Raw genomic sequence first — 20,337 nt, 5'->3', positions numbered from 1 at the left:
AACCCGCGTGCCCGAAGCTCAATAGCGGAGCCCGTGCCCGAGGCGATAGGTGTTCCCGTCGCCGTCGACGAAGGCATAGGTCAGGCCGTCGGGCATGTACTGCTCCTTGGCATAACCCGGCACGTCGTTCGGGGACACGCACACGCCGTCGGCGTCCACCGCGATCACGGCCTCGCTCGCGGGCAACGTGATCGGCAGCTTGCCGTGCGCCGGCGCGGCTCCGGTCAGCACCTCGAATTGCGCGCCATAGAACGTCGAGAACCCGGCGACGAGCGCATCGGCCAGCGGCTCCACGTCGTCGAGCACCCACGGCAGTGACACGTTCACCGACACGACAACCTTCGCGCCACGGGCCCGTGCCTCCCCGGCGAGTTCCCGGAAGCGGGCGAGGTTCGCGATCGTGGTTTCGGTGTAGGCGTCCCCGTTCAGGGCCGTCAACGGCTTGTCCTCGCAGATCGTGAGCTCGAGCAGCCCCGGGGTCGCGTTGAAATAGTCCCCGGATTGCGGATCGAGCAACAGCACCACCGCGTCGGCCTGCGCCGGGTCGTCGATCACCTGCACCCCGGCGGTCGCGGCTTCCTCCCGCGCCTGCGCGGTCTTGGCAGCAGCCTGCTCGGGATCCTTGTGGAAGACCTCCACATAGACCGTTCCGCCGGTGGACAGCGGGAGCGTACCCCCCGAATTCTTCAGCACGACCACCGATTTGCGGTGCGCCTCCGTCGCCAGGGCCCAACCCGGCGAATCCGCGACCCTCTGGTCGGCGGCCTCGGCATCGACATAGGTCTGCCCGTCGAACAGACCCAGCGCGAACATCTCGACCAGGAGCCGCTGGCACGCTTCGTCCACGCGGTCCGAGCTGATCCACTGGTTGTCGATCGCGGCCTTGAGGTCCTCGATGTTGTTCGTGTCGGCAATGATGTCGGTGCCGGACATGACGGCCTTGGCGAAGCGTTCGGGACGACTCAGCTCCTCCACGCCCCAGCACATGTTGTCGGTGATGCCGGAGTCCGAGTTCACATAGCCGGTGAAGCCCAGCCGGTCCCGCAGCACGTGGTTCAGGAAATAGTGGTTGAACGCGAACCCGGTCTCCTCGTAGGGCACGTCCTCACCGTCGATCGCCTGGACGACCGAGCGCTTGATGGAGGGCGCCGAATAGTACGGCATGAACGACGCCGCCTTCGCCGCCGCAGCCTTGAAGGGCGGCATGTGATAGTCGTCCAGGCTGCCCGGCGTCGGATAGCAGTTCCACTTGCCCTCGACATAGTGCGGATCGAACCCGTTGTCCCGGGGGCCGCCGCCGGGGAAGTGCTTGATGGTCGTCGACAGTGAATCCGGGCCGAGCTCGTCGCCCTGCAGACCCTGGATGAGCCGCGTGATGATGTCACTGACCAGCTCTGGGTCCTCGCCGAACGTGCCATAAATGCGCTGCCAGCGAGGGTCGGTGACGACATCGGCCATGTACATGTATCCCTTGCGCAGCCCCGTCGCCGTCCACTCCAGGCGCACCGCTTGCGCGAACCCGTCGATCAGTGCGGCGTCACCGCCATCGGCCTTGTCGCCGAGCACGGCGGCCGCGAGGCCCATGGTCGCGGGGAAGGTCGAGAAGATGCCGACGGCATCGTTCATGCCGAACACCATCTCGCCGTTCTCGTTGCGGGAGTTGGATGCGGTGATGCACGGAATGCCGAGCCGGGTCTCCTCGCAGACCTCGTTCATCGCGTTGTTCCACGCTGCCACGCGGCTGGGCGATTCGTTCTCGCGCAGGATGAAGTGGCGCAGGTGCATGCGCTGGATCGTCTCGGTCGTGGGATAGACCCTGCGGGTGGCGAAGATCGACGTGCCGGCCTCGATCTCGCGCTCGTCGAGGATGCCGTCATGGGACTTCGGCTCGTCGTCGGCGGTCTGATAGCCGGTGAACCGGCTGTTGATGAGCATCAGGCCGACCTTTTCGTCGACGGTCATCCGGCTCACGAGGTCCGCAGCCCGATCGGCGGGGCTCAGCCGCCAATCCTCATAGGGATCGAGTTCACCGTTGCCGTTGAGATCTTTGAACTGGTGTCCGTCGACCTCGATCAGTTTCTTCGAGCGGACCTCGAGTGCCGGCTGTTCCATGACCACGTCCTTGTGTGAAGCGGATTTCCGATCAACCTAACCGAACCACTGTCCACCGGGTCAGGGATTGCCGGATGTTCCCGCGTCCCGTGAGCGGGGCGCTCAGATCGCCGCGTCGGCCCGCAACGCCCAGCGGATCGGGTCGAGGCACCGGAAGGATGCGATGCCATGGTCGTGCAGCTTCTCCCCCTCCGTCGGCGCGCCGAGCGCGGACACCACGAAGAATCTGTTGTCGAGCTTGCGGCCCGAATGCGGGTTCTCGATGACGGTGACGATGTGCCCGGCGTTGAGCCGCTGGAGCAGGCTGCGCACCTCGGCGTCCAACAGCAGGCCGTCGCTCTCGTCATAGCCCGCCATCGACACGCCCGGATCCCGCATGAACGCCGCCCCGGCGTTCGACATCACTCGGCTGAGCTCGGTGTCCGCGACCTGCGTGAGCGTCTGCATGGTGTCGAATTTGCTGAGCACGACGCCCAGCCGAGGCCGGCCCGGACCGATCAGCTGGTTGAGGTTGTTGAGCACGATCGCCGGGTCGCCGCCCGAGTGAAGCTGGGCGGGAATGAGGTCCTGGAGCTGGTTGCGCACCTCCGGGACGCGGGTCGGGTCGAACAGGAACAGCACGACCGACGCGTGGGCGAAGAAGCTCAGATGTCCGGCGTCGTCGACCCGGTTCTCCAGGTCCTCGCCGGCGACGTCACGCAGCACGAGATAGCGGCGGCGACCGCCCAGGATGCCCAGGCTCAGAATGATCGGTTGACGCTGATAGGAGTCGGCGAGGTTGGCGCGCGGTGTGGGTGCGATGATGCCGCGCCGCACATAGAGCTGTTCCTCATAGATCCGCTGATAGACCTCCCGGGAGGCCCCGTCCACGAAGCCGAGGGTTGTCCGGTGGGCCTCCGCGAACAGGTCGAGCAGCTTGACGAGCACGCCGATATAGATGCTCTTGCCCGTCGCACGGGCGCCCGCGAGCGCGATGCACGTCGCCTGGCCGGCCCGCCAGTCGAGCGGCAGGAACTGGTGGCACGTCGGGCAGCACTCCGACATCGGCCCGTCGCAGCGCTGGCAGACCGGGTTCTCCGGCGGTCGCCAGGCCGGGTTGCCGGGCGGCGGGGAGACGAAGATCGTGGGTTTCCACACCCGGGGCGCACCCCACAAGCGGGTGCCGACGGGGTCCTCGACCGCGTTGCAGCGGCCCTGACACTGGAAGGCGTGCTGTTCGGCCAGGTCGACGAAACAATAGGGACACTTCGTCATCAGAACCTCGCTCGCAACTCCGAGTCGGCCGGGACCATCGCCTCCAACAGTCCCCCGACCGCCTGCCGGAGGGCAGCGGGGTCGTCGGTGAGGATCGAGTACGCAGACTCCCTGCCCCACTCGCCCACCGGGATCCAGCCGGTCCCTGCCGGTGCGCGCGGGGCGAGGACGTCGCGGGCGCTGCGGGCGGCGATCAGCGCGAGCGCCGTCTGCGGCTCGGACGGCAGATCCGCCGGCACGCTGTCGCTGACGACGCACAGGGTCACCCGGTCGCCGGACCGGACTCGCCCTGCCGAGCGGAACCCGGTCGTCAGCGGCATCGAGCCGAGGACCTCGTGGACCTCCCGCGGGAGCGCACCGACCGATTCGCCGGCCACCTCTCGGGGGTCGGGGCTGCCGGCCTCGGCGGTCACGGGCAGGTCGGCGGCAGTCACCCGGGAGACGCCCACCAGCACCTCGAGCGCCGCGCCGACGGAACCATCCAGGACCAGCGGGCGCATCGACGCCGACCCGTCCACCCGGATGACGAGCGCGCTGGCGTCGGCGGCCGGCACCCGCTCCACCCCCAACAGTTCCCGCGCTGCATCCCGGGCCTTCGCGGCGAGCGGCGGCAGCGGCGCGTCGATCACCACGCCGAGGGCAATGAGCCGGAGGCGGTCGCCGTGGGGTTCGATCCGCAGCAGTTCCCGTTCGGCAAGGCCCGACAGGTCGACACCTTGCATGACCGCACGCTCCGGATCCTGGTCACGGTGCATCTCGATCGCCGCCGAGAGCGCGATCACGGTCGCGGACGGAAACGTGCGTTCCCGCATCGGGATGACCCGCACCTCGAGCGGGCCGGTCACGCGGGGCAGGACGAGCATCCCGGGCATGGGGCTCAGCGCGCTCGGGTCGGGGGCGCCGTTCTGGCGGGCCTCGAGACGGATATCAGCCTGGCCCGGGCCCTGGACCCGCAGCGTCAACGGCTTCGCGGGCAGGGTCGCGCTGGATCCACCCTCAAGCACATAGGTGGGCATGGTTCCGCCTTTCTGTGAGTGGATTCGGCTCGGCGGACGCGGGCGCCGGCGCAGGGCATCTCATCGGCGCACTCGCCCGGTCTGGGCCTGACGCAGCCAGCCGTTCAGGAAGCGTTCGGTCTGCCGCACGGCGCGGTCGTCGGCGCTCCCGGGCGTGGACCGCAGTGCCGCCATGGCCTCGTCGGTGGTGCGGTCGCGCGAGCTCGCGTCGCGGCTGAGCCGTGCCGAGAGCACAAGCGCGGTGATCGGGGGGCTGTCCGCATCGCCCGTGGTGACCGCGTGGAGCCAGCCGGCCACCCGGTCTCCGGGTGCGCGGAGGCTGGATCGCGGATCTGCGAGGAGCAGGAGCTCGGTCAGCGCCGTCGATGACACGCCGAACTCGTCGCACCAGGTGACCAGGACCTGCGCCTCCTCCGCGGTGAACCCGGACTCGGCCTCCCGGAAAGCAGCCACGCTCGCTTGGGCCCGTCCGGCGGCCATTTCCAACTGAGCTGGGTCGGCTACGCCGGCCACGCGGGCACGTGCCGCGAGCAGACCCAGCACCACCAGCGCGTTCACCCTGCGCAGCAGTTCGCGTGCCGGTTCGGCGCCGTGACGGCGGGCCAGACGGAGCCCTTCGGCCGACGCGTCCAGTGCCTGGGTCAACCCTGCCGGCGAGGTCGGGCCATAGGGTCCGGTGGTCAGCCAGTCCGGCCCTGCGAGGACCAGCAGCAACTGGGCGAATGGGATGACCGGTGAATCGCCGGTCCGCTCCGCGAGTTCGCCGGCGAGGAAGCCCGTGTCGGGGTGCCCGGGCGGCGCTTCGGCCAGGGCACGGACGAACCACTCCGGCGGCGCCGCCCGGTGCCAGCGCAGGTGCAACTGAATCAGTCGTTCGAGCGCCCACTGCGGCTCCAGCAACGCAGTGGCCGAGGACAGGAGCGACGGGTCGCCCTGCCGGGTGGCTGCCTCGAGGCTCGCCCAGACCGCGAAGAAGCGCTCATCCTGCCCCGCTTCGCCCTGCTGCACGCGGTGCCAGGCGAACTCCCCAAGCAGCGGACTGATCATGACGTCGTCGGGTCCGGGGTGAGTGGACAGCCAGGCCCACGTCGCGGACAGGGGGTCCGGGTCGTTCTCGCCGGGACCGAGCGTGTCGAGCACGGCAGGCGCGACCCGCTCGCCCGGGACCCCGACGAGGGCGACGCCGGAAAGCTGGGTCCACAACCAGTGCCTAGCCACCTCCGACACCGTCCGGTCGACCGAGTCGACTAGCGCGGCGCCCAGCTCGGGGTGCAGCAGGGCCGGCATAATGGTCCGTTGGCAGATTCCGTAGAGCCGATCCGAGAGATCCCGGTCATGGGCGAGCCCGAGCCGCAGGGCCAGCTCGACGAAATGCAGGCCGGCGCGGACCTCGTCGAGCATCACCTCGGGCGGCAGGTCGGGCGAGAAGGCGCTGATCTGTGGTGCCAGCAGCTGGGCGACGCCGACCAGTGCGGCTTCGGGGGCGGGGCTGAAATACCGGCTCGACGGCAGCTTCGCCGGACCCTGCCCGGCCAGCCAGGGCTCGTCGGCCAGGGCAAGCTCGGCATAGACGTTGATCGCAACCTCACCGGCCACCGTCGGAGGATTCGACTCCCTGTCGGCCCCAAGCTTCGTGACCTGCCGCCAGGCCCGGTCCGTTCGGCCGTCGACCTCGCGGCGCAGACCCGCCACCGCTGAGGCGTACAGCTCGGGCACGGAGCGCAACTGCGGCGGCGCGCACTCGGCCATCACCCGGCTCGCCTCCCGCCTGGATTCGGCGTCCGGGAGATGCGACACCAGCATCGCCGCCGGCCAGGCGGGGTCGAGACCGGAGTCACCGACCGATTGCGCGATGCGGTCGAGCTCGGCGACCGAATCGGCGAGAGCGCGGGGATCGCTGAAGATCTCCTGGATCAGCACGGACCATTCCCCCACCACGACTTCGTCGCCGCGCGGGGTCCGATGCGGTTCGCCGTCCAGATCGCCGAGATCGATGACACCCGCGGGGTCGAGGACGACGATTCCCTGGCGGCGGGTGAGGGCGGGGAGGTCGAGGTGGGGTACGCAGACCAGGTGCAGGCCGCGCTCCGCAGCCTCGGCCAGAGTCTGCGGTCGTTCCAGCGTCGAGAAGAAAAAACCGCGGGCCGTGCCGGCCGACATCGCGAACGAGACCGCGGCGATCCAGTGGGCGGCTTCGTCGATGTCCTCGGTCCCCAGCGCCACGAGCGGGCCGCCGTGGAAGGCGGCGCGCACCGCGTCCAGCAGCACCGCGAGCGTCTGCATCCGCCACTGGCGGGGCGCGAAGAGCCACGAGGCGATGGTGTCGCGGTTCAGCGGTCCCGGGCGCGGCGGCTCGGTGCGCGTCAGTGTCGCCGCCAGGACGGACTCCGGCCCGAAGGGGGTCAGCCAGTCGCCGCTGCGCCAGCGCTCGATCGGCCGGAGTTCATCGACGGCGGCAGGATTGCGGTCGAGCACCACGTGCGCGAACACGTTGCCCGGCCGACCGGACGCATCGTGCCCGGCGGGCACGTGGTGCCACAAGGCCGTCTCGGTTCCGCGGAGGTCGGCCGGTGCGTGGACGAGGCGGCGCGGGAGTTCCTCCAGCTCCGCCGGGGTCGGAAAGCGCGGCAGATCGGTGCCGGAGTCCACCTGCGTCTGGACCCGGCCGCGCAACAACTCCTGCTCCTCGCGATCGAGGCCACCCGTCGTGTCCTTGACCTGCCAGCCCCCGCCGGTGCCGTCGTTGCGATCGAAGGATGAATAGGTGAGCTGACCCCAGCGCGCCCGCGGGGCTGTTTCGGACACCGCAGCAGCCACGTCAGCGACCACCCAGATAGAGGTTCGGCAACGGCGGGTCCAGCAGGGCCACCGTCCCCATCTCCGGATTGCGCGGCATGTCCACGAAAACCCGCACGAACCCCGTCCGTCCGGTCACGTCACCGAACCAGCCCGGCTCGGAAGGGGCGGTGGTGAGCGATGCCGGCCAGAAGCGTGGGGACGGTGCCTGGACCTGGTCGACCGCGTACTGCACCATGATCGGCTGCCCGTCATTGACATCGAGCGGGAGCCGGTCGGGATTGTGGATCAGCGCGAATGCCGGTGAGGTCGGGTTGGGCCGGTCGGACCGGATGCGGACCAACAACAGCACCTGACCGCGGCCGATGCGGGGGCGGCGGAGTTCGAGGTCATACCAGAGCTTCAGCAGACCCCGATAGCGCACGGTCGTCGGACGGCCCGCCACCGCGTGGCCGCCCGCGAACGAGATCGGCAGGAGGTGGAGATCGCATCCGCCGGCGTCGAGCGGTCGCGTGAAGTGCAGGCCGCCCAGGCGCACATAGGCGTCTTCCGAGATCTCCGCGATGGGCTCCGCGCCGTCGATCGCCTCGTGGGCAGGTTGCCCGGGTCGTGAGGCGTACACCTTGATGGCGGCGGCCCCCGCCGGCCAGTCCATCGTCAACACCTGCTCGGTCACGCGTTCGACGATGCGGGCGTCGGTCACCGTCCCGGTGCGGACCTGGGACGTGGTCCGACCCACGCGCACCTTGCCGTCGAGAAGTGTGACGGGGGTGAAATAGGTGCGCGACCAGCCCCTCGGCCACGGCACATCGCGCATGCTGCCGCGGTCCCCCTCCGCGAGGATCGGGTGAGCCAGCCGGTCTTCCGGACGCAGTCCCATCTGCGGCAGAGCGGACTCGTCGGCGGTCTCCGCATCCGCACCGGCCCGCGGGCCGTCCGCCGTGCGATAGATCACCACCCGGCCCGACTGCGGGGCCGTCCAGACGAGGTCGAACCGTGGCTGGGCCTCGTCGTCGCCGAGCGTGCAGGCGAGGTCCGCCACGGGATGGAGGACGGCTGAGGTGGTCACCGGGATGGACGTCGGCAGCGAGAGCTGCGGGGTGCCGTTGACCTCGGCCTCGACCAACAACTGGTAGAGATAGCGGCGGCCCGGCTCGGCCGCGTCGTCGACGAAACCCGACAGATTGGGCGTGTCCGCGCAGATCCGATAATCCGGGTTGCCAGGACCGCCACCCGCACGTTCGACCGGGACGCGGAAGATCTGAACCCGACGGACGTCCCCGTGCAGCGTCCACTGGCCGATCACCCGGCCCTCGTCCTCGCGGATGTCGATGTCGGACGGCTTCGCGACGACCGGCAGGTGCGCCACCAGGACGGGTTGTTCGATGAGGGCATCCTCGGTGGACGCGCCGACGTTGGCCCACACCTGATAGTGCCGGACGGCCGAGGAGAACGGGCGCGGGTCGATGAGGGTGCGCTGCCCCGTGACCGCGATGACCTCCGCCATGTCCGGCGAAACGGGCGCATAGCCGTCGTCTGAGACGACGCGATAGATGCGGACCGGTGCGGAATCCTGCGGTTCCGGCCACAGCAGTGTGAGCGAGCCATCCGCGCGCGGCGCTACCCGAAGCGGGACCGGGTCACCGCTCGGTCTGCTGAAGTCCATCGCGGCGAACCGGTTGAGCTCCTCGCCGAGTTGCTGCGGCTGTTCCCAGGTGAGGGCCTGCGGGTTGAGCCGTTCCGAGGTCCGGGGAGCGGGTTCCTGCTGCCGGCCCATCGGCCCCGCCTGCGCCGGCGGTGCCGGGCGCTGTTCCTCGATCGGGGCGGTGACGGGCTCGGCAAGACCCAGAACAGCGCCGATCCGACCGGCCAGCGGTTTCAGCGACGCCGGCAGGGAGGCAGCCACCTCGTCGACCGTGCGGGCACCCGAGTTGACGATCTGGCGCAGGTGGCGGTCCTTGAGTTCGTCGATGCCCTCCGTGTTGCGCCACATCATGAGCCGCTGGAGCGGGTCCTCGGACTGCGGGGAGGCGGCGGGCGGAGCCGGCGTCCGCTCGAGGTGGAGCGGTGCGGTGTGCTCGGTGGCAGATTCCTGGGTCTGATGGAGCTGCGCGGGAAACGGTGGCGGGGCCGCGGTGCCCTGATCCGGTTCGTGGCTGGGCGGTGGAGGAACGGCGTCGGCTGCCGCCCCCACGCGTTCGAACTGCTCGGGCGCGTCGGCCGAGGGCATCCCGGTGGCCGAGGCTGCCGACGCTGCGGAAACCTCGCCGGGGTCCTCACCCCGGACGATCCGGGCCAACCGCTGCCGCAGCGTGTTCCGCCGCACGAGTTGTGGCCCGGCCAAGTCGTCGCGGCCCTGGGCCAACGCCTGCCGGGCCCTTTCCGTGGCGACGTCGATCTCCTGATTGAGCTGCTGAATGACCCGCTGCACCGACGCGGAGAAACCGCGCTGCTGCGACGGCGCTCCCTGGGGAAAGTCCGCGGGCGAGGGCTGCACCGCTGAAGGCTGCACCGAGGGCGGCCGAGCGGCCGACGGCTGATGGCTCGGCCCGAAGTGCTGCGGGGCGGGCCGCGGACCCGGGATGGGCGGGCCGGCCGGCGCCATCTGGAGCGCGTCCTTGACGGGATCGGGGTGTCCCTGATCCGACAGCCACATCAGATGATGCAGCACGTGTGCCCAGCGGTTCGCCAGTGGTGTTCGCAGCCCGGGCGGAACGGTCCGGGCCATCGCGATCTGGATGAGGTCTTCGTTGGTCGGCACCGCCTCTCCCCTGTTGCGTTGCACGAATGCCCACGCCAACAGCACCTGACGCCGCCGACCGGCTTGGTCCATCATGTTGTCCGCCCCCTCAGAAAACCACGCCAGGATCGGGCGCCTGAGCCGGCGGGCGGCCGACGGGCCGGCCGGCGGTGCCTTGGCCGCCGGAGGTCGGATGGGTCACGTCCGCGAATGGGTCCGGCGGCACGATCGATGGTCCGGGCTGGGGGGTCGGTGCGGTCGCACGCTCGCCGAGGTCGAAGGTGTACGCCGGCAGGCCTTCCCCCAACTCCACAAGCACCGCTCGCTTGCTCAACCCGTCGATGCGTTCCAGAGGCCAGGTTTCGGTGACTCCGTCACGACCGTCGAGCCGGGCTTCTCGGGCGAGCACACCGTGGTCGAACTTCGCGCGCTGCGGTTGGCGTTCGCCCACGCCGGCCAGGAATTCATCGGCGGGCAACGGAGCAGGCTGCGCCCCGCCCGAGCCGGGGACGAGCACACGCGACACCAGCCGGGAGCGATAATCGCGCTGGGCGAGCCGCTGCATCCCGAAATGCCACAGCTGGTCCCCGGAGGCGCTGCCGACCCCGTTCCTCTCCAGTTCGTCGGCCCAGGCCGTGAGCCAGGACTCGCCGACCCGCGCCCGTTGCGCGAACATCCGGCGGGGATCGGCGGTGAGGTCCTGCGCCTTCACGCCGAGCCGTGCGCCGGCGTCCGCGAGCGTGGCGGTCCACGGGCGGCTCAGCCACCCCACCTGAAGGAGGTCGCGCCGCATGAGCGACACCACTTCTGCGGTCGCCTCCTCGTCCACCTCGGCTCGTCCGATCCTGGTGTTGAGGGGCAGGCCGGCAGCAATCATGCCCTTGTCCGGCGCGGTCCGGGCGACATCCCCGAAGGGCGCGTGCACCACCGCGCCGAGCACCCGGGTCCAGTCCAGGAACTGTCCATAGGCCTCGGTCTGCCGTGCGAGATCCCGGACGGCCGTGCGGACATTCGCCTCGTCCGCATCGCGCTGGGAGAGCTCGGCGCGGCGGCGGTTGAGATCACGGAACAACTCCCGCTGACCTTGGGCGAAGAGCACGAAGGAGCCGACCAACCACCCCAGCAGACCGGCGCCGCCCGCGGCCAGTGCACCCCACCAGGTCACCAGGCCCACGCCGACCCCGATGCCGAGCACGATCGCAAGACCCAGGAAGACGAAGAGCAGCGTCCGCATCCATGCGGCGATCCGGTTCTGCCGAGCCATCGTCCCGCTGTCGGCGGAGCCGGGTTCGTCCGCACCGGCGACGCGAGCCATCAACTGCTGGACCTCCTGAGAGGTGCCCATCAGTTGCTCGGCGAGCATCGCGCCGGCACGAGCCGCATAGGAACCGCTGGTCCGGGACTTCCAGGTCTCGAACTCGCGGAACGTCGCATCCGCGTCCCTGGCCAACGACGGCTGACTGCCGAGCTGGCGCAGGCGCGCCCCGAACGTGTGCTGACCGAGGGGGTCCGCGGCGCGTACATCGGCGATGCCGATCGCCGCGGCAATCCTGCCGGGCACCCGGAACGCGTCGGCCGGACCCGGCGCACAGTCGTCCACCCGGCGGAGAACACCCCGCTCGGTGCCGACCTTGATCGGTGTGGCATGCGTGCGGTCCCCTGCGTCCAGGAGGGTCAGGCCAGACTCGACATAGTCCTCCCACACCGGCGAGAAATCCCCCGCCAGCTCGTGGGTGCGCGGCGCTCCACCGTCGAGCTGTTGGTCCAGATGGGCGGAAGCCCTGCCGACCTCGCTCCAGTCCGCCCCGCCGGCGGCCAGTTGGCCCTGAGCGACCACGGCGTACGCGGACGGGTCCGCCCCGAAAACCGCTTGCTGGGTGCGGTTCGCGATGGCGGAGCCGACATCACCGAAGACCATCGAATACCACTTCTCGGGCGCCATCCGCACGGAGGCCCCGATGAACTGGAAGAGCCATTTGACCGCTTGACCGGCCCCGATCTTCTGGGCCGCGACGGCCGCGGGGGCGATGCGTTCGCCGCGGAACAACCCAGCGTGGCGACCGAGCATCGCCCGCGCCATGTCGTCGGCGGCCATCGCGGCGTCGTCGATATAGACGGCTTGGGACCCGTGCTGGCGCGGGAGTGGCACGCCCTCGTCAAGGGCGAGCACGCCGGTTCGCACGCGTTCGGCGACCTCGCTGGCGTCCAAGTTGCGATAGAACGACCGCACGAGCCGAAGGGTCTGCCCGAAGGGCGCGGGCTGGTCGTCCAAGGGGCCCTGATCGAGGTCCTGCCAGAGCCCCGCGACACCGGCCACACACGCGGCCGCGTCCGGGGCGATCTCGATCGGGTCGGTCGAGGGGCGCAGGACCGAGTGCCCGAGACCCGGGCCACGCGACTCCTCGGGGGCGATGATCAAGTTGTGCCAGCCCTCACGCACGAGGTCGGCGGCCACCGGCCCCGACTCGGGTCGCGTCACGACGAGCCGGATGAGATCCACCGCCGGAACGGACGACGTGCTCAGGACCGCTTGGTGGATGGCGTGCTCGACCTCGCTGGGAACGCCGCCGGCACCGGCCACCGCCGGCACCAGCACAACGAGTCGCACGCGGCTGAACTGGCTGGTGGTGAGCGTCTCCTCGACCGTGGTCCCCACGGATCGGCCACCGGCGACCAGGAGGGCCGGCGTGCGCCCACGGATCGGAGCACCCGAGGACCAGGCAGAGGTCTCCACCCACAGGAACCCTCGCAGCAGGCCCGGTGTCGACCAGTCCGCCAGGGTGTCCCCGATTGCCGTCAAGGGACCGGGCGCACAGACGAGGATCACCAGGGAAGTCATCAGAAGGCCCCGCCGATGTCGGGCATCTCGATCCGTTTCGCTTCCACGGTGATCGGGGCCTGGCCGGTGCCCCCGGCGACCGGGTTCAGCGCGGCCTGCTCGGCATCGTCGAGCATGGTCGTGAGCTCTCCACACGCCCAGTACACATCCGGAGCGACATCCCGGAAGATCGGCGACTGGGCAGCCACCGATCGGTCATCGATCACTGAGAACGTGCCGCCACCGACCGCGCCGTCCTGCCCGGGTGCCATGAAGTGCACACCCGCGAGGTCCCGGATGGTCGCGAGGAACTTCCGCGCCGCGTCCGCCCTGCCAGTGGGGTCGGCGGCGTCCATCGCTCCCGGCACGCGCGAGGGCGCCCCGGACCCGAAATCCCCCTCGGCCAGCCAATGCACCAACGCCTGCTTGCCCGAACGTTCGACGATGCCCGCGGCGGGTCCGAGCGAGCTCGCGTCGAACAGGCCCCGCAGCACCCGATAAGGCTGCAGCGACCCCATCACCGGATTCTGGTGGGATCGGGCCATCGCGATGAGGATCGACTCGAGAACGGCCGGCAGCCAGTCATAGGGCGCCATGAATCGCTCGGGCGGCGTGAGCAGCGGGTGCGGGAAGGCCAACCACTCCCGATTGTCCTTGTCGAAAATCTCCACCGGGCGGTTGAACGGCGACTCGGGGATCCGGATTGCCCCGACGATCTGGCCCAGGAACCAACCGGCCACCATGGCCCGGCGTTCGGCATCCGCCATCGGCAACGCCGAATGCAGCGGCCGTGCGCGGCGGTTGGACCAGAAGGCGTCCCTGCCGGCGGGCGAGGTCGTCGACCATTGCTCCGACACCGGCCTCAGGACGGAATCGAAGCAGATCGGCGCATACAGCGGATAGGACCCGAAGATGTCCAGCCGCCGAACATGATCGGAATCGTCGATGGACCGCAGAAAGTTGTCGCGGGTGGACGCATCGATCTGCGGATTGTTGATGATCACCTTCTCCAGGTCTGCCGCGACCTGCAGGTCGGCGAACGGCACGGCCGAGAACTTGAAGCGGTATTCGACCCCCTTGCCGCCGTGCAACAGCGCGACGGCGGAGTCGATCGCGGAGATCAGGGGCAGCGCCAGCGTCAGCGCCTGGTTGAACTTGCCGGCGATGTCGTCGATCCGCGCCTGCCGCTCGGACTCCGCTGCGCCCACACCCCGCACGTAGTCCCGCAAGGACATCGAGCAGAACCGATGGAACGACTGCTCGGGCCGGGCCACGAACATGCGCGCTCTCGTGAGCAGTTCGGCAGGTCGGGCGTGCACGTCGAAGCGCGCCCGGGACGGCACAACCGCCTCGCCGTTGAAGGGGTTGGTCGGGAACACGCGGCAGGCCCAGCCGTTCGTGAGCTCGATGAGACCGCCGGGCGGTTGCACGCCACCGGTGGTCTCCCACCGTCCCGACACGACCCGGCTCACCACGCCGCCACGTGCCTGAGCGAAGCCCATCCGCGTCCCCGGGCGCGTGCCGTCGCCGCCGATGGCCGCCTCGATATCGACCGTGTATTGCGGCAGGAACTGAGCCGAGTTCGTCAGCAGGACCTCGTTGTTCGCTTCGTCGAAACGCTCCGGCGCCTTCATGTCCGCATCCGACGGCCATGCGGAATATTCGTTGGTGGCCAACCGGGCCAAGCCGTCATGGCGGGCCTGGGAGGCCCGCGCTTGCTCGAGAATTCGCTGCTGTTCCGCGATGGCATCCGCCAACGGGTTCAACACGTCGGTGATGAAGGCTTCCAGCACTTCGGCGAGCAGTCCGGACGCCTTCGCGTACGTGTGCTGCGACAGACTCGCCGAGATCTCGTCCGCCACCCGGGTCAGAATCGTCTGCCCGTTGGTCATCTTTCCCTTGACGTTCGCGATGCTCGATTGGAGCTGCGGGGACAGCGCCACGATGTCGCTCTGGTCATAGCGCCGCAGTTCGGTGGCGGCGGGCACCAACGACTCCCGCAGGTGGTTGCGGAGCCGCTCGACGACCGCAGCCGCATACGGCAATCCGAGACTCGCGATCGCACCGCCCAACACGTCGACCAGCCGGTGCAGGAGCGCCTGGTGCCAGTCGAACGCCCAGCGATAGGCCATCCGGGCCGCGCTGTCCGAAAGGTTCGCCCGTTTCGAGTTCAGGGTGCTGGACAGGATCGGCGCCCACTGGGTCGCCTCGTGCCCGTCCGGGGGTGGCAGCTGGTTGATCACCTGCGCGGTGACGACCTGGTGGGACTCCCCCGGCACGTTGGCCGGTGCCATCGCCTGCCCGGCCAGCCAACTCCCCAGCGCCAAAGAACTTTGCGAGGACGGCGCGTCCAAGAGCTGCAGATCGACGCAGAGCCGTCCCCATTGGGAATTGAGCAGAGCACGCACCTGTTCGGTTCCGGAGGCCGTGTTGCCCTCCTGGAGATGGCCGTCCAATAGCCGATCGACACTGGAGCGCGCGATCCGCTGGGCTGCGTACTCCGCGTACCGATCCCTCCCCATCGACAGCGAGGCGAAGCCGAACGATCCCCACGGCAGCGGGTCGGGCTGCGCGCCCCAGCCGAGGTAGGACGAGTCGGGCGGGATCGAGCCGGTGTTGCCGAGATCGTAGGAGACGAACTGGTCCGTCGCGGGTTCGGACATCATCATGCCCGCCAGCCCACGGGCCAGACCGCGATAGACCGCGCGCGGCGACCCGTCGCCGAACATGGTGCGCTGGGAGCCGACGAATCGACCGACCGGGAAGACGCGCGCGAAGGGGATGGCGGCGCCCTGCCCGTACTGCTGTCCGAGCGCGTTCAGCGTGTCCACATCATGCTTCTGCGCGGCTCCGGTCTGGGAGGCCACGATCTCGCCCAGCATCGCGAGGGCATTGGAGCGTACGCCTGAGCGCGCGGACTCCGGCAACGAGTCGAAGATGTCCGAGGAGACCATGAACACGGCCATGAGTTTGGGGTCGAGGCCATCGATCGTGGTGAGCAGGCGGCACACGTCGAGCGCCATGGACGCGCCCGCACCGCCGGCCATCGACGACACTATGAGAACGATGGGGACCTCGTTCTCCGAATAGCCCCCCATGCGCAACCGGGCGGCGGCCGACTTCATGTCGCCATGGGTCTCGACTCGGTGCAGGTCCTCCCAGGCCGCCAGCAGACCGGCGCGCAGCGCATCGGCCTTGGAGAGGGTGATCATGCGGCCGACGGAACGGTACTGTCCCGCGCCGACCGAGATGGGCGTTGCCACTGCGCCGGGATTGCGGGGCGCCCAAGTGGCGATCGCATCGAGCGCCTTCGCCGACGACAGTTTGCGCGACACCGCGAAGTCGAGATCCGCGTAGGACCCGGACTTCGGCCCGAGCCCGAAATAGCGGCCGCCTTGATGCTCGACGTTGCCGAGACCGTCCGGACCCTTCTCCTCCGCGCTCGGAACGTCCAGGTGCACGAACTGCCACCCGCGGGGCAGGTGGTCGACACCTTCGGCCGCCAGGTCGGACCGCAGCTGATCCATCATGTAGACCAGCGTGGACCCGCCGGATCCACCGCAACCGACCACCAAGAAGCGCCTCATCTGTGCCGAACTCCCCTCATCGACGTCATTCGTGCTGCCCCACGACCCCGCCAGGACGCGGTTAGCAGCCTAGGCCCTCGCGCGGCCAAGGCCCGCACCATCAGGTGAAGGGGTTCTGGCCGAACGGATTCTGCCCCTGGCCCGGCGGTTGGGGCGCAGGCGGGTGCTGCCCGTGCGTCGGCCGGTGGTGCTGCCCTTGGGCCGGTGGGTGCTGCTGACCTTGCGCACTGGACCACTGCGGACCCTGGTGCGCGGGTCCGCTCCCGAACGGATTGGTGCCAACTGACTCCCCACCCTGCCGGGGTGCACCGCCGAACGGGTTGCCGCCGTCAGGTGCACCTCCACCGCCGGGGCTGCCCGGATGATCGCCCCCAGCGCGGAGAGCTCGCAACGTCGAGAACACCTGCGGCCCCCGCCGGTTGAGATCGTCGACCAACTTCTGGCGTTCCTGTGGTGTCCCGTCGCCGGCGACGAGCAGCAGCGCTGTCGCGGCATTAGCCGGGCCTGCCGGGTCGTGGAGCAGGACCCAGTTGTTGTGCACGGCGAGCGGCAGCCTCGCCCGGTGGTCGGATCCCACCGGCTGGGCATCGGCCGAGGAGGCTCCGACGTGCTGGCCGGCCATGACCAGCACGTCGCCCGCGCCGAACGGCGACTTGCCGGTCCGCGTCCGCAACTGGATGCCACCGAGATCGACGACCCGGGCTCCGCCGGAAGGGATCTGAGCCATCGTCCGCAGGTCCCCGTCCCGCAGTGCGAACGGAGCTCCGTCCCGCGACAAGCGGGAGCCGTCGACCTGCAATGGAACCGCCTGCGTGAGCAGGGGGCGCGCCGGGATCTTGGCAGTGGCTCGTTTCAGGAGATAAAGGAGAGCGAGCGGGATGCCCGGCCCCAGCAGCAGCGCTGCGATCAGAGTGAGGATGAAATTGGCCTTGTTGAGCGGGCGACGGATCTCGGCACCGTAATCCACGGTGAAATCCTGAACCCGGTCCGGCGCGTCAAGCGATGCCATCTTCACGACAAAAGTGCCGGTGAGGCCGCCGGAGCCTGTCTGCTCGCTGGTGAGCGTCAGCGGGAGGTCCTGGCTCGCACCGTCGGCCACACGGAGGCAGGTCTCGGCACTGTTCGCGCTGGAGGCAATGGTCACCCCCGTGATCTCGGCGGGGCCGGTGCGGATCTCCGGAGCGGTCGTCGAGTCCAGCCAGACGCATCCGGGACCGTGGGCCGGCAAGGCTGCGCTCAGGTTCACGGGACCTTCAACGGTGCCGAAGTGGACGCTCGGATCGACCCGGCCGAACCCGACCGGGGCGAGGACAGTGAACGGGATGTCACTGAGCTGGGGGCGCAGTTCGGTGCCCGGCACGCGTTCACCGGTCCGGGGGTCATCCCAGCCGGCGGTCGTCACCCGGAGCGCGAGGCGGACCGAGGCAGGGCCCGGCTTCAGTTGGGTCGCATTGAGTTGTTGGGGTGTGGTGATCGCGTCCCGGCCGAGTCCCCGGGCAATCGGGTGCTCGTTGCCGTCGGCGTCGATAAGGGTGACGTCCATCGCTGCCTGGCCGAGCAGTTGATCCGGTTGGATCGGTTGCTTGTCGGCGTTCTCCAGGCCAAAAGTGACGGGCGTCGACTCACCGGCACGCACCTCGGCGCGCTGCGCGTCCGGCCAGACCGGAAAGACGTTGCCGGAGATGTGAATGGAGGTCCGCGACCGGGCTTGCGGGTTTGCGCCGGTGGGATCGAAGAAGATCAACCGCCAACGTCCGGTCCAGACATCGTTGTGGCCGGCCGAGTCGAGCGTGGCGGAGAAGGTCTTCTGCGACATCCAGGTCCAGGAGACGGCCACCCCCTCCACTTGGGCCTGCTGCGGTTCACCGAGCGGTGATTGCCGCAGCTCGAGCTGTTGGTCACGGGGCCCGACCAAGACGATCCTGGGCTCGTCGATATCGCCGGAGCCGAGGACCGACACCGAGTTGATCGATGCATCCAGGACGAAGCTGTGAGCGCCTTCCTCACAGAGCTGTGCCTGCTCGTCCTGGCAATAGCGACCTTCCTGCCTGGTGCCCTCGCCCGCGATCCGGTCGAACGCCTGCAACATCGAGTCGATGTCCTGTGCGAGGGCGAACTGGCCGTTTGCCGGCTCCTCCCCGCAGCCGCCCTCGACGACGCGCCGCATCAGATCGAAGTCACTCGCCTGTGTGCCGGCGGCGGTCAGCCCGACACCGAACAAGGTGATCGGGACGACCCGGACCTGGTCTGCGAGCCCGCCCCTGCGGCACATGGACTCGGTGGCGGCGGCTTTCGCAGCGTCGCGGTCGGCCTGCGTACGCAACGGGTTGTCCGGAGCGTAGGGCCGATCGATCGGATTCTGGTCCTCATCCGGCGCGCGATCGATGTCGAGGGAGCCATCGGAGAAGAAGACGATGCCCTGACAGGCGTCGGGTGCTGCCTGCTTGCGGTCGCTCAGCGCGCGCCGGGCGCCGTCCAGTCCGAGCCAATAGTCGGTGCCTTGGCCGGCGTTGCGGTTCTGATAGTCGCGGATGTCCCCCAGCACCCGGTCCACGCTGCCCGGATTGAGTTCGCTCCACTGGGTGCCCGGCTCATAGCGGTTGGCGAACCCGGCGAGTGAGACGTTGAGCGTGAGCTTGCCATCGTCGGCGGACTTGGCCAGCCGACGGAGCAGATATTCACCCGCCTTGATGCGAGCGGCTTCCGCATCGCTCGCCTGCAACGAAGCGGACGTGTCGATCAGGATCAACAGGTCGCCACGCTTGGATCCGTTGAGGCAAGCGACGTAGTTGTCCGCCGCCGTCTCCGCAGCCTGCGCGGGAGTTGCCTGGGCGAGTCCGAGGACTACGCCGCCGACGCCGAGGAGCAGGCCGGCGAGCACCGCGCGAACTGCAGTGGTGAATGTGGTTCTCACAGGTGTCCCACCCAATCCGCGATCCGCAGCGCCGGAGCCAATATGCAGATCAGACAGACGATGATCGCGACGGTGTGCAGCGGTTTGACCCAGCCGGGCGCCGCATAGAGGTCGGACGAACGCGCGAAAGTGTCCTTCATCACGAACAGGGCCAGCAGCCCGATCGCAACCGGGCCGGCCACCAGCCAGCAGATGATGGCAACCACGGGACTGCCGAAGAAGACCGCAACCAGACCCGCCGCCACCGCCAGCCCGCCGGCGAGGAACAGCAACCAGGTCGGAGGTTTGGCCGCGGTAAATGCGCCGTGCGCTGCGGTGGGAGTGCCGAATGCCCCTTGACCCGCCGGTGAGTGAGGCACGCCCGGTTGCAGCGCGGTCGCTGGCTGCCCCGGTGGCGGTGCGGCCTGCGTGGCTCCGCCGAAACTGAACGGCGACCCCTGGCCTGCAGTCGATGCCCCTGGCGGATTCCCCGCGCTGGGGGCACTGAGCGGATTCCCCGCGCTGGGGGCACTGAGCGGATTCCCCGCGCTCGGGGCACTGAGCGGGTTGTTGGGGACGGATCCCGTGAATGGATTGTCCTGCCCGCCCGGCGCCGACGGGCCGGGCCGCAATGGGCCTCCGGATCCGGGGGCGCCATTCTGTGGCGGCTGGTGCTCGTTCGGCGGTGAACCGAAGTTGAACGGGTCGGCGCTCATGGCGGCCAGAATAGGTGGCGAACGGTCCTTGGATCCGGGCGGTCCGGGTGCTTTCAGGGAAGGGTCGGGTGCACCTCAGTTTCAGTGGTGCCGTGTGTCGTGGTCCGTGCCGGGCGACGGCGGCACCCCCGGAGGGTGAAACCCCCGAACCAGCAGCGCTGCCGACGTGAAACCCCCGAACCAGCAGCACAACCGGCGTGAAACCCCCGAACCAGCAGCACAACGGCGGTGAAACCCCCGAACCAGCAGCACAACCGCGGTGAAACCCCCGAACCAACAACACAACCGCCGTGAAACCCCCGAACCAGCAGCGCTGCCGGCGTGAAACCCCCGAACGATCCCCTCAACCAAGCTGAAACCCCCGATGACCCGGTGAAACCCCCGTTGCAGCGGGGGTTTCACCGC

At 69.4% G+C, this 20,337-nt stretch carries 9 protein-coding genes; all 9 read right to left on the bottom strand.

Annotated features, from left to right (window positions below):
• Positions 1-18 precede the first annotated feature (18 nt).
• Positions 19-2,112 (bottom strand): glycoside hydrolase family 3 protein, encoded by a 2,094-nt coding sequence (locus ACQ260_RS08150; RefSeq protein WP_432558930.1) that lies wholly within the window; start codon positions 2,110-2,112, stop codon positions 19-21.
• A gap of 102 nt (positions 2,113-2,214) precedes the next feature.
• Positions 2,215-3,366: a TRAFAC clade GTPase domain-containing protein gene (locus ACQ260_RS08145; protein ID WP_432558929.1), complete on the bottom strand. Its 1,152-nt coding sequence runs from the start codon at positions 3,364-3,366 to the stop codon at positions 2,215-2,217.
• On the bottom strand, positions 3,366-4,382 hold the full coding sequence (locus tag ACQ260_RS08140; protein WP_432558928.1) for a hypothetical protein: 1,017 nt from the start codon (positions 4,380-4,382) through the stop codon (positions 3,366-3,368). Before ACQ260_RS08140 ends, ACQ260_RS08145 begins: the two co-directional genes overlap by 1 nt.
• Positions 4,383-4,442: 60 nt before the next feature.
• Positions 4,443-7,211, bottom strand: a complete 2,769-nt coding sequence (locus ACQ260_RS08135) for a GAP1-N2 domain-containing protein (RefSeq protein WP_432558927.1) — start codon at positions 7,209-7,211, stop codon at positions 4,443-4,445.
• The gene (locus tag ACQ260_RS08130) at positions 7,201-10,014 is read right to left on the bottom strand and encodes a PspA/IM30 family protein (protein ID WP_432558926.1); all 2,814 of its coding nucleotides are present in this window, start codon (positions 10,012-10,014) and stop codon (positions 7,201-7,203) included. Before ACQ260_RS08130 ends, ACQ260_RS08135 begins: the two co-directional genes overlap by 11 nt.
• A gap of 13 nt (positions 10,015-10,027) precedes the next feature.
• The gene (locus tag ACQ260_RS08125) at positions 10,028-12,757 is read right to left on the bottom strand and encodes a hypothetical protein (RefSeq protein WP_432558925.1); all 2,730 of its coding nucleotides are present in this window, start codon (positions 12,755-12,757) and stop codon (positions 10,028-10,030) included.
• Positions 12,757-16,323, bottom strand: a complete 3,567-nt coding sequence (locus tag ACQ260_RS08120) for a tubulin-like doman-containing protein (protein ID WP_432558924.1) — start codon at positions 16,321-16,323, stop codon at positions 12,757-12,759. Before ACQ260_RS08120 ends, ACQ260_RS08125 begins: the two co-directional genes overlap by 1 nt.
• Before the next feature lie 100 nt (positions 16,324-16,423).
• A complete protein-coding gene (locus tag ACQ260_RS08115; protein WP_432558923.1) occupies positions 16,424-19,237 on the bottom strand; it encodes a vWA domain-containing protein in 2,814 nt (937 codons plus the stop codon).
• Positions 19,234-19,596, bottom strand: a complete 363-nt coding sequence (locus ACQ260_RS08110; RefSeq protein ID WP_432558922.1) for a hypothetical protein — start codon at positions 19,594-19,596, stop codon at positions 19,234-19,236. Before ACQ260_RS08110 ends, ACQ260_RS08115 begins: the two co-directional genes overlap by 4 nt.
• Positions 19,597-20,337 lie beyond the last annotated feature (741 nt).

The sequence above is a fragment of the Ammonicoccus luteus genome, from assembly GCF_050880385.1.
Classification (GTDB): domain Bacteria; phylum Actinomycetota; class Actinomycetes; order Propionibacteriales; family Propionibacteriaceae; genus Enemella.
Note: the sequence above shows the minus strand (reverse complement) of the source record. Positions and strands in the feature narration are given on the sequence as shown.

Excerpts from the sequence above, each read along its gene's own strand:
- ACQ260_RS08150 (WP_432558930.1), bottom strand. The coding sequence starts at position 2,112 with ATGGAACAGCCGGCACTCGAGGTCCGCTCGAAGAAACTGATCGAGGTC.
- ACQ260_RS08145 (WP_432558929.1), bottom strand. The coding sequence starts at position 3,366 with ATGACGAAGTGTCCCTATTGTTTCGTCGACCTGGCCGAACAGCACGCC.
- ACQ260_RS08140 (WP_432558928.1), bottom strand. The coding sequence starts at position 4,382 with ATGCCCACCTATGTGCTTGAGGGTGGATCCAGCGCGACCCTGCCCGCG.
- ACQ260_RS08130 (WP_432558926.1), bottom strand. The coding sequence starts at position 10,014 with ATGATGGACCAAGCCGGTCGGCGGCGTCAGGTGCTGTTGGCGTGGGCA.
- ACQ260_RS08125 (WP_432558925.1), bottom strand. The coding sequence starts at position 12,757 with ATGACTTCCCTGGTGATCCTCGTCTGTGCGCCCGGTCCCTTGACGGCA.
- ACQ260_RS08120 (WP_432558924.1), bottom strand. The coding sequence starts at position 16,323 with ATGAGGCGCTTCTTGGTGGTCGGTTGCGGTGGATCCGGCGGGTCCACG.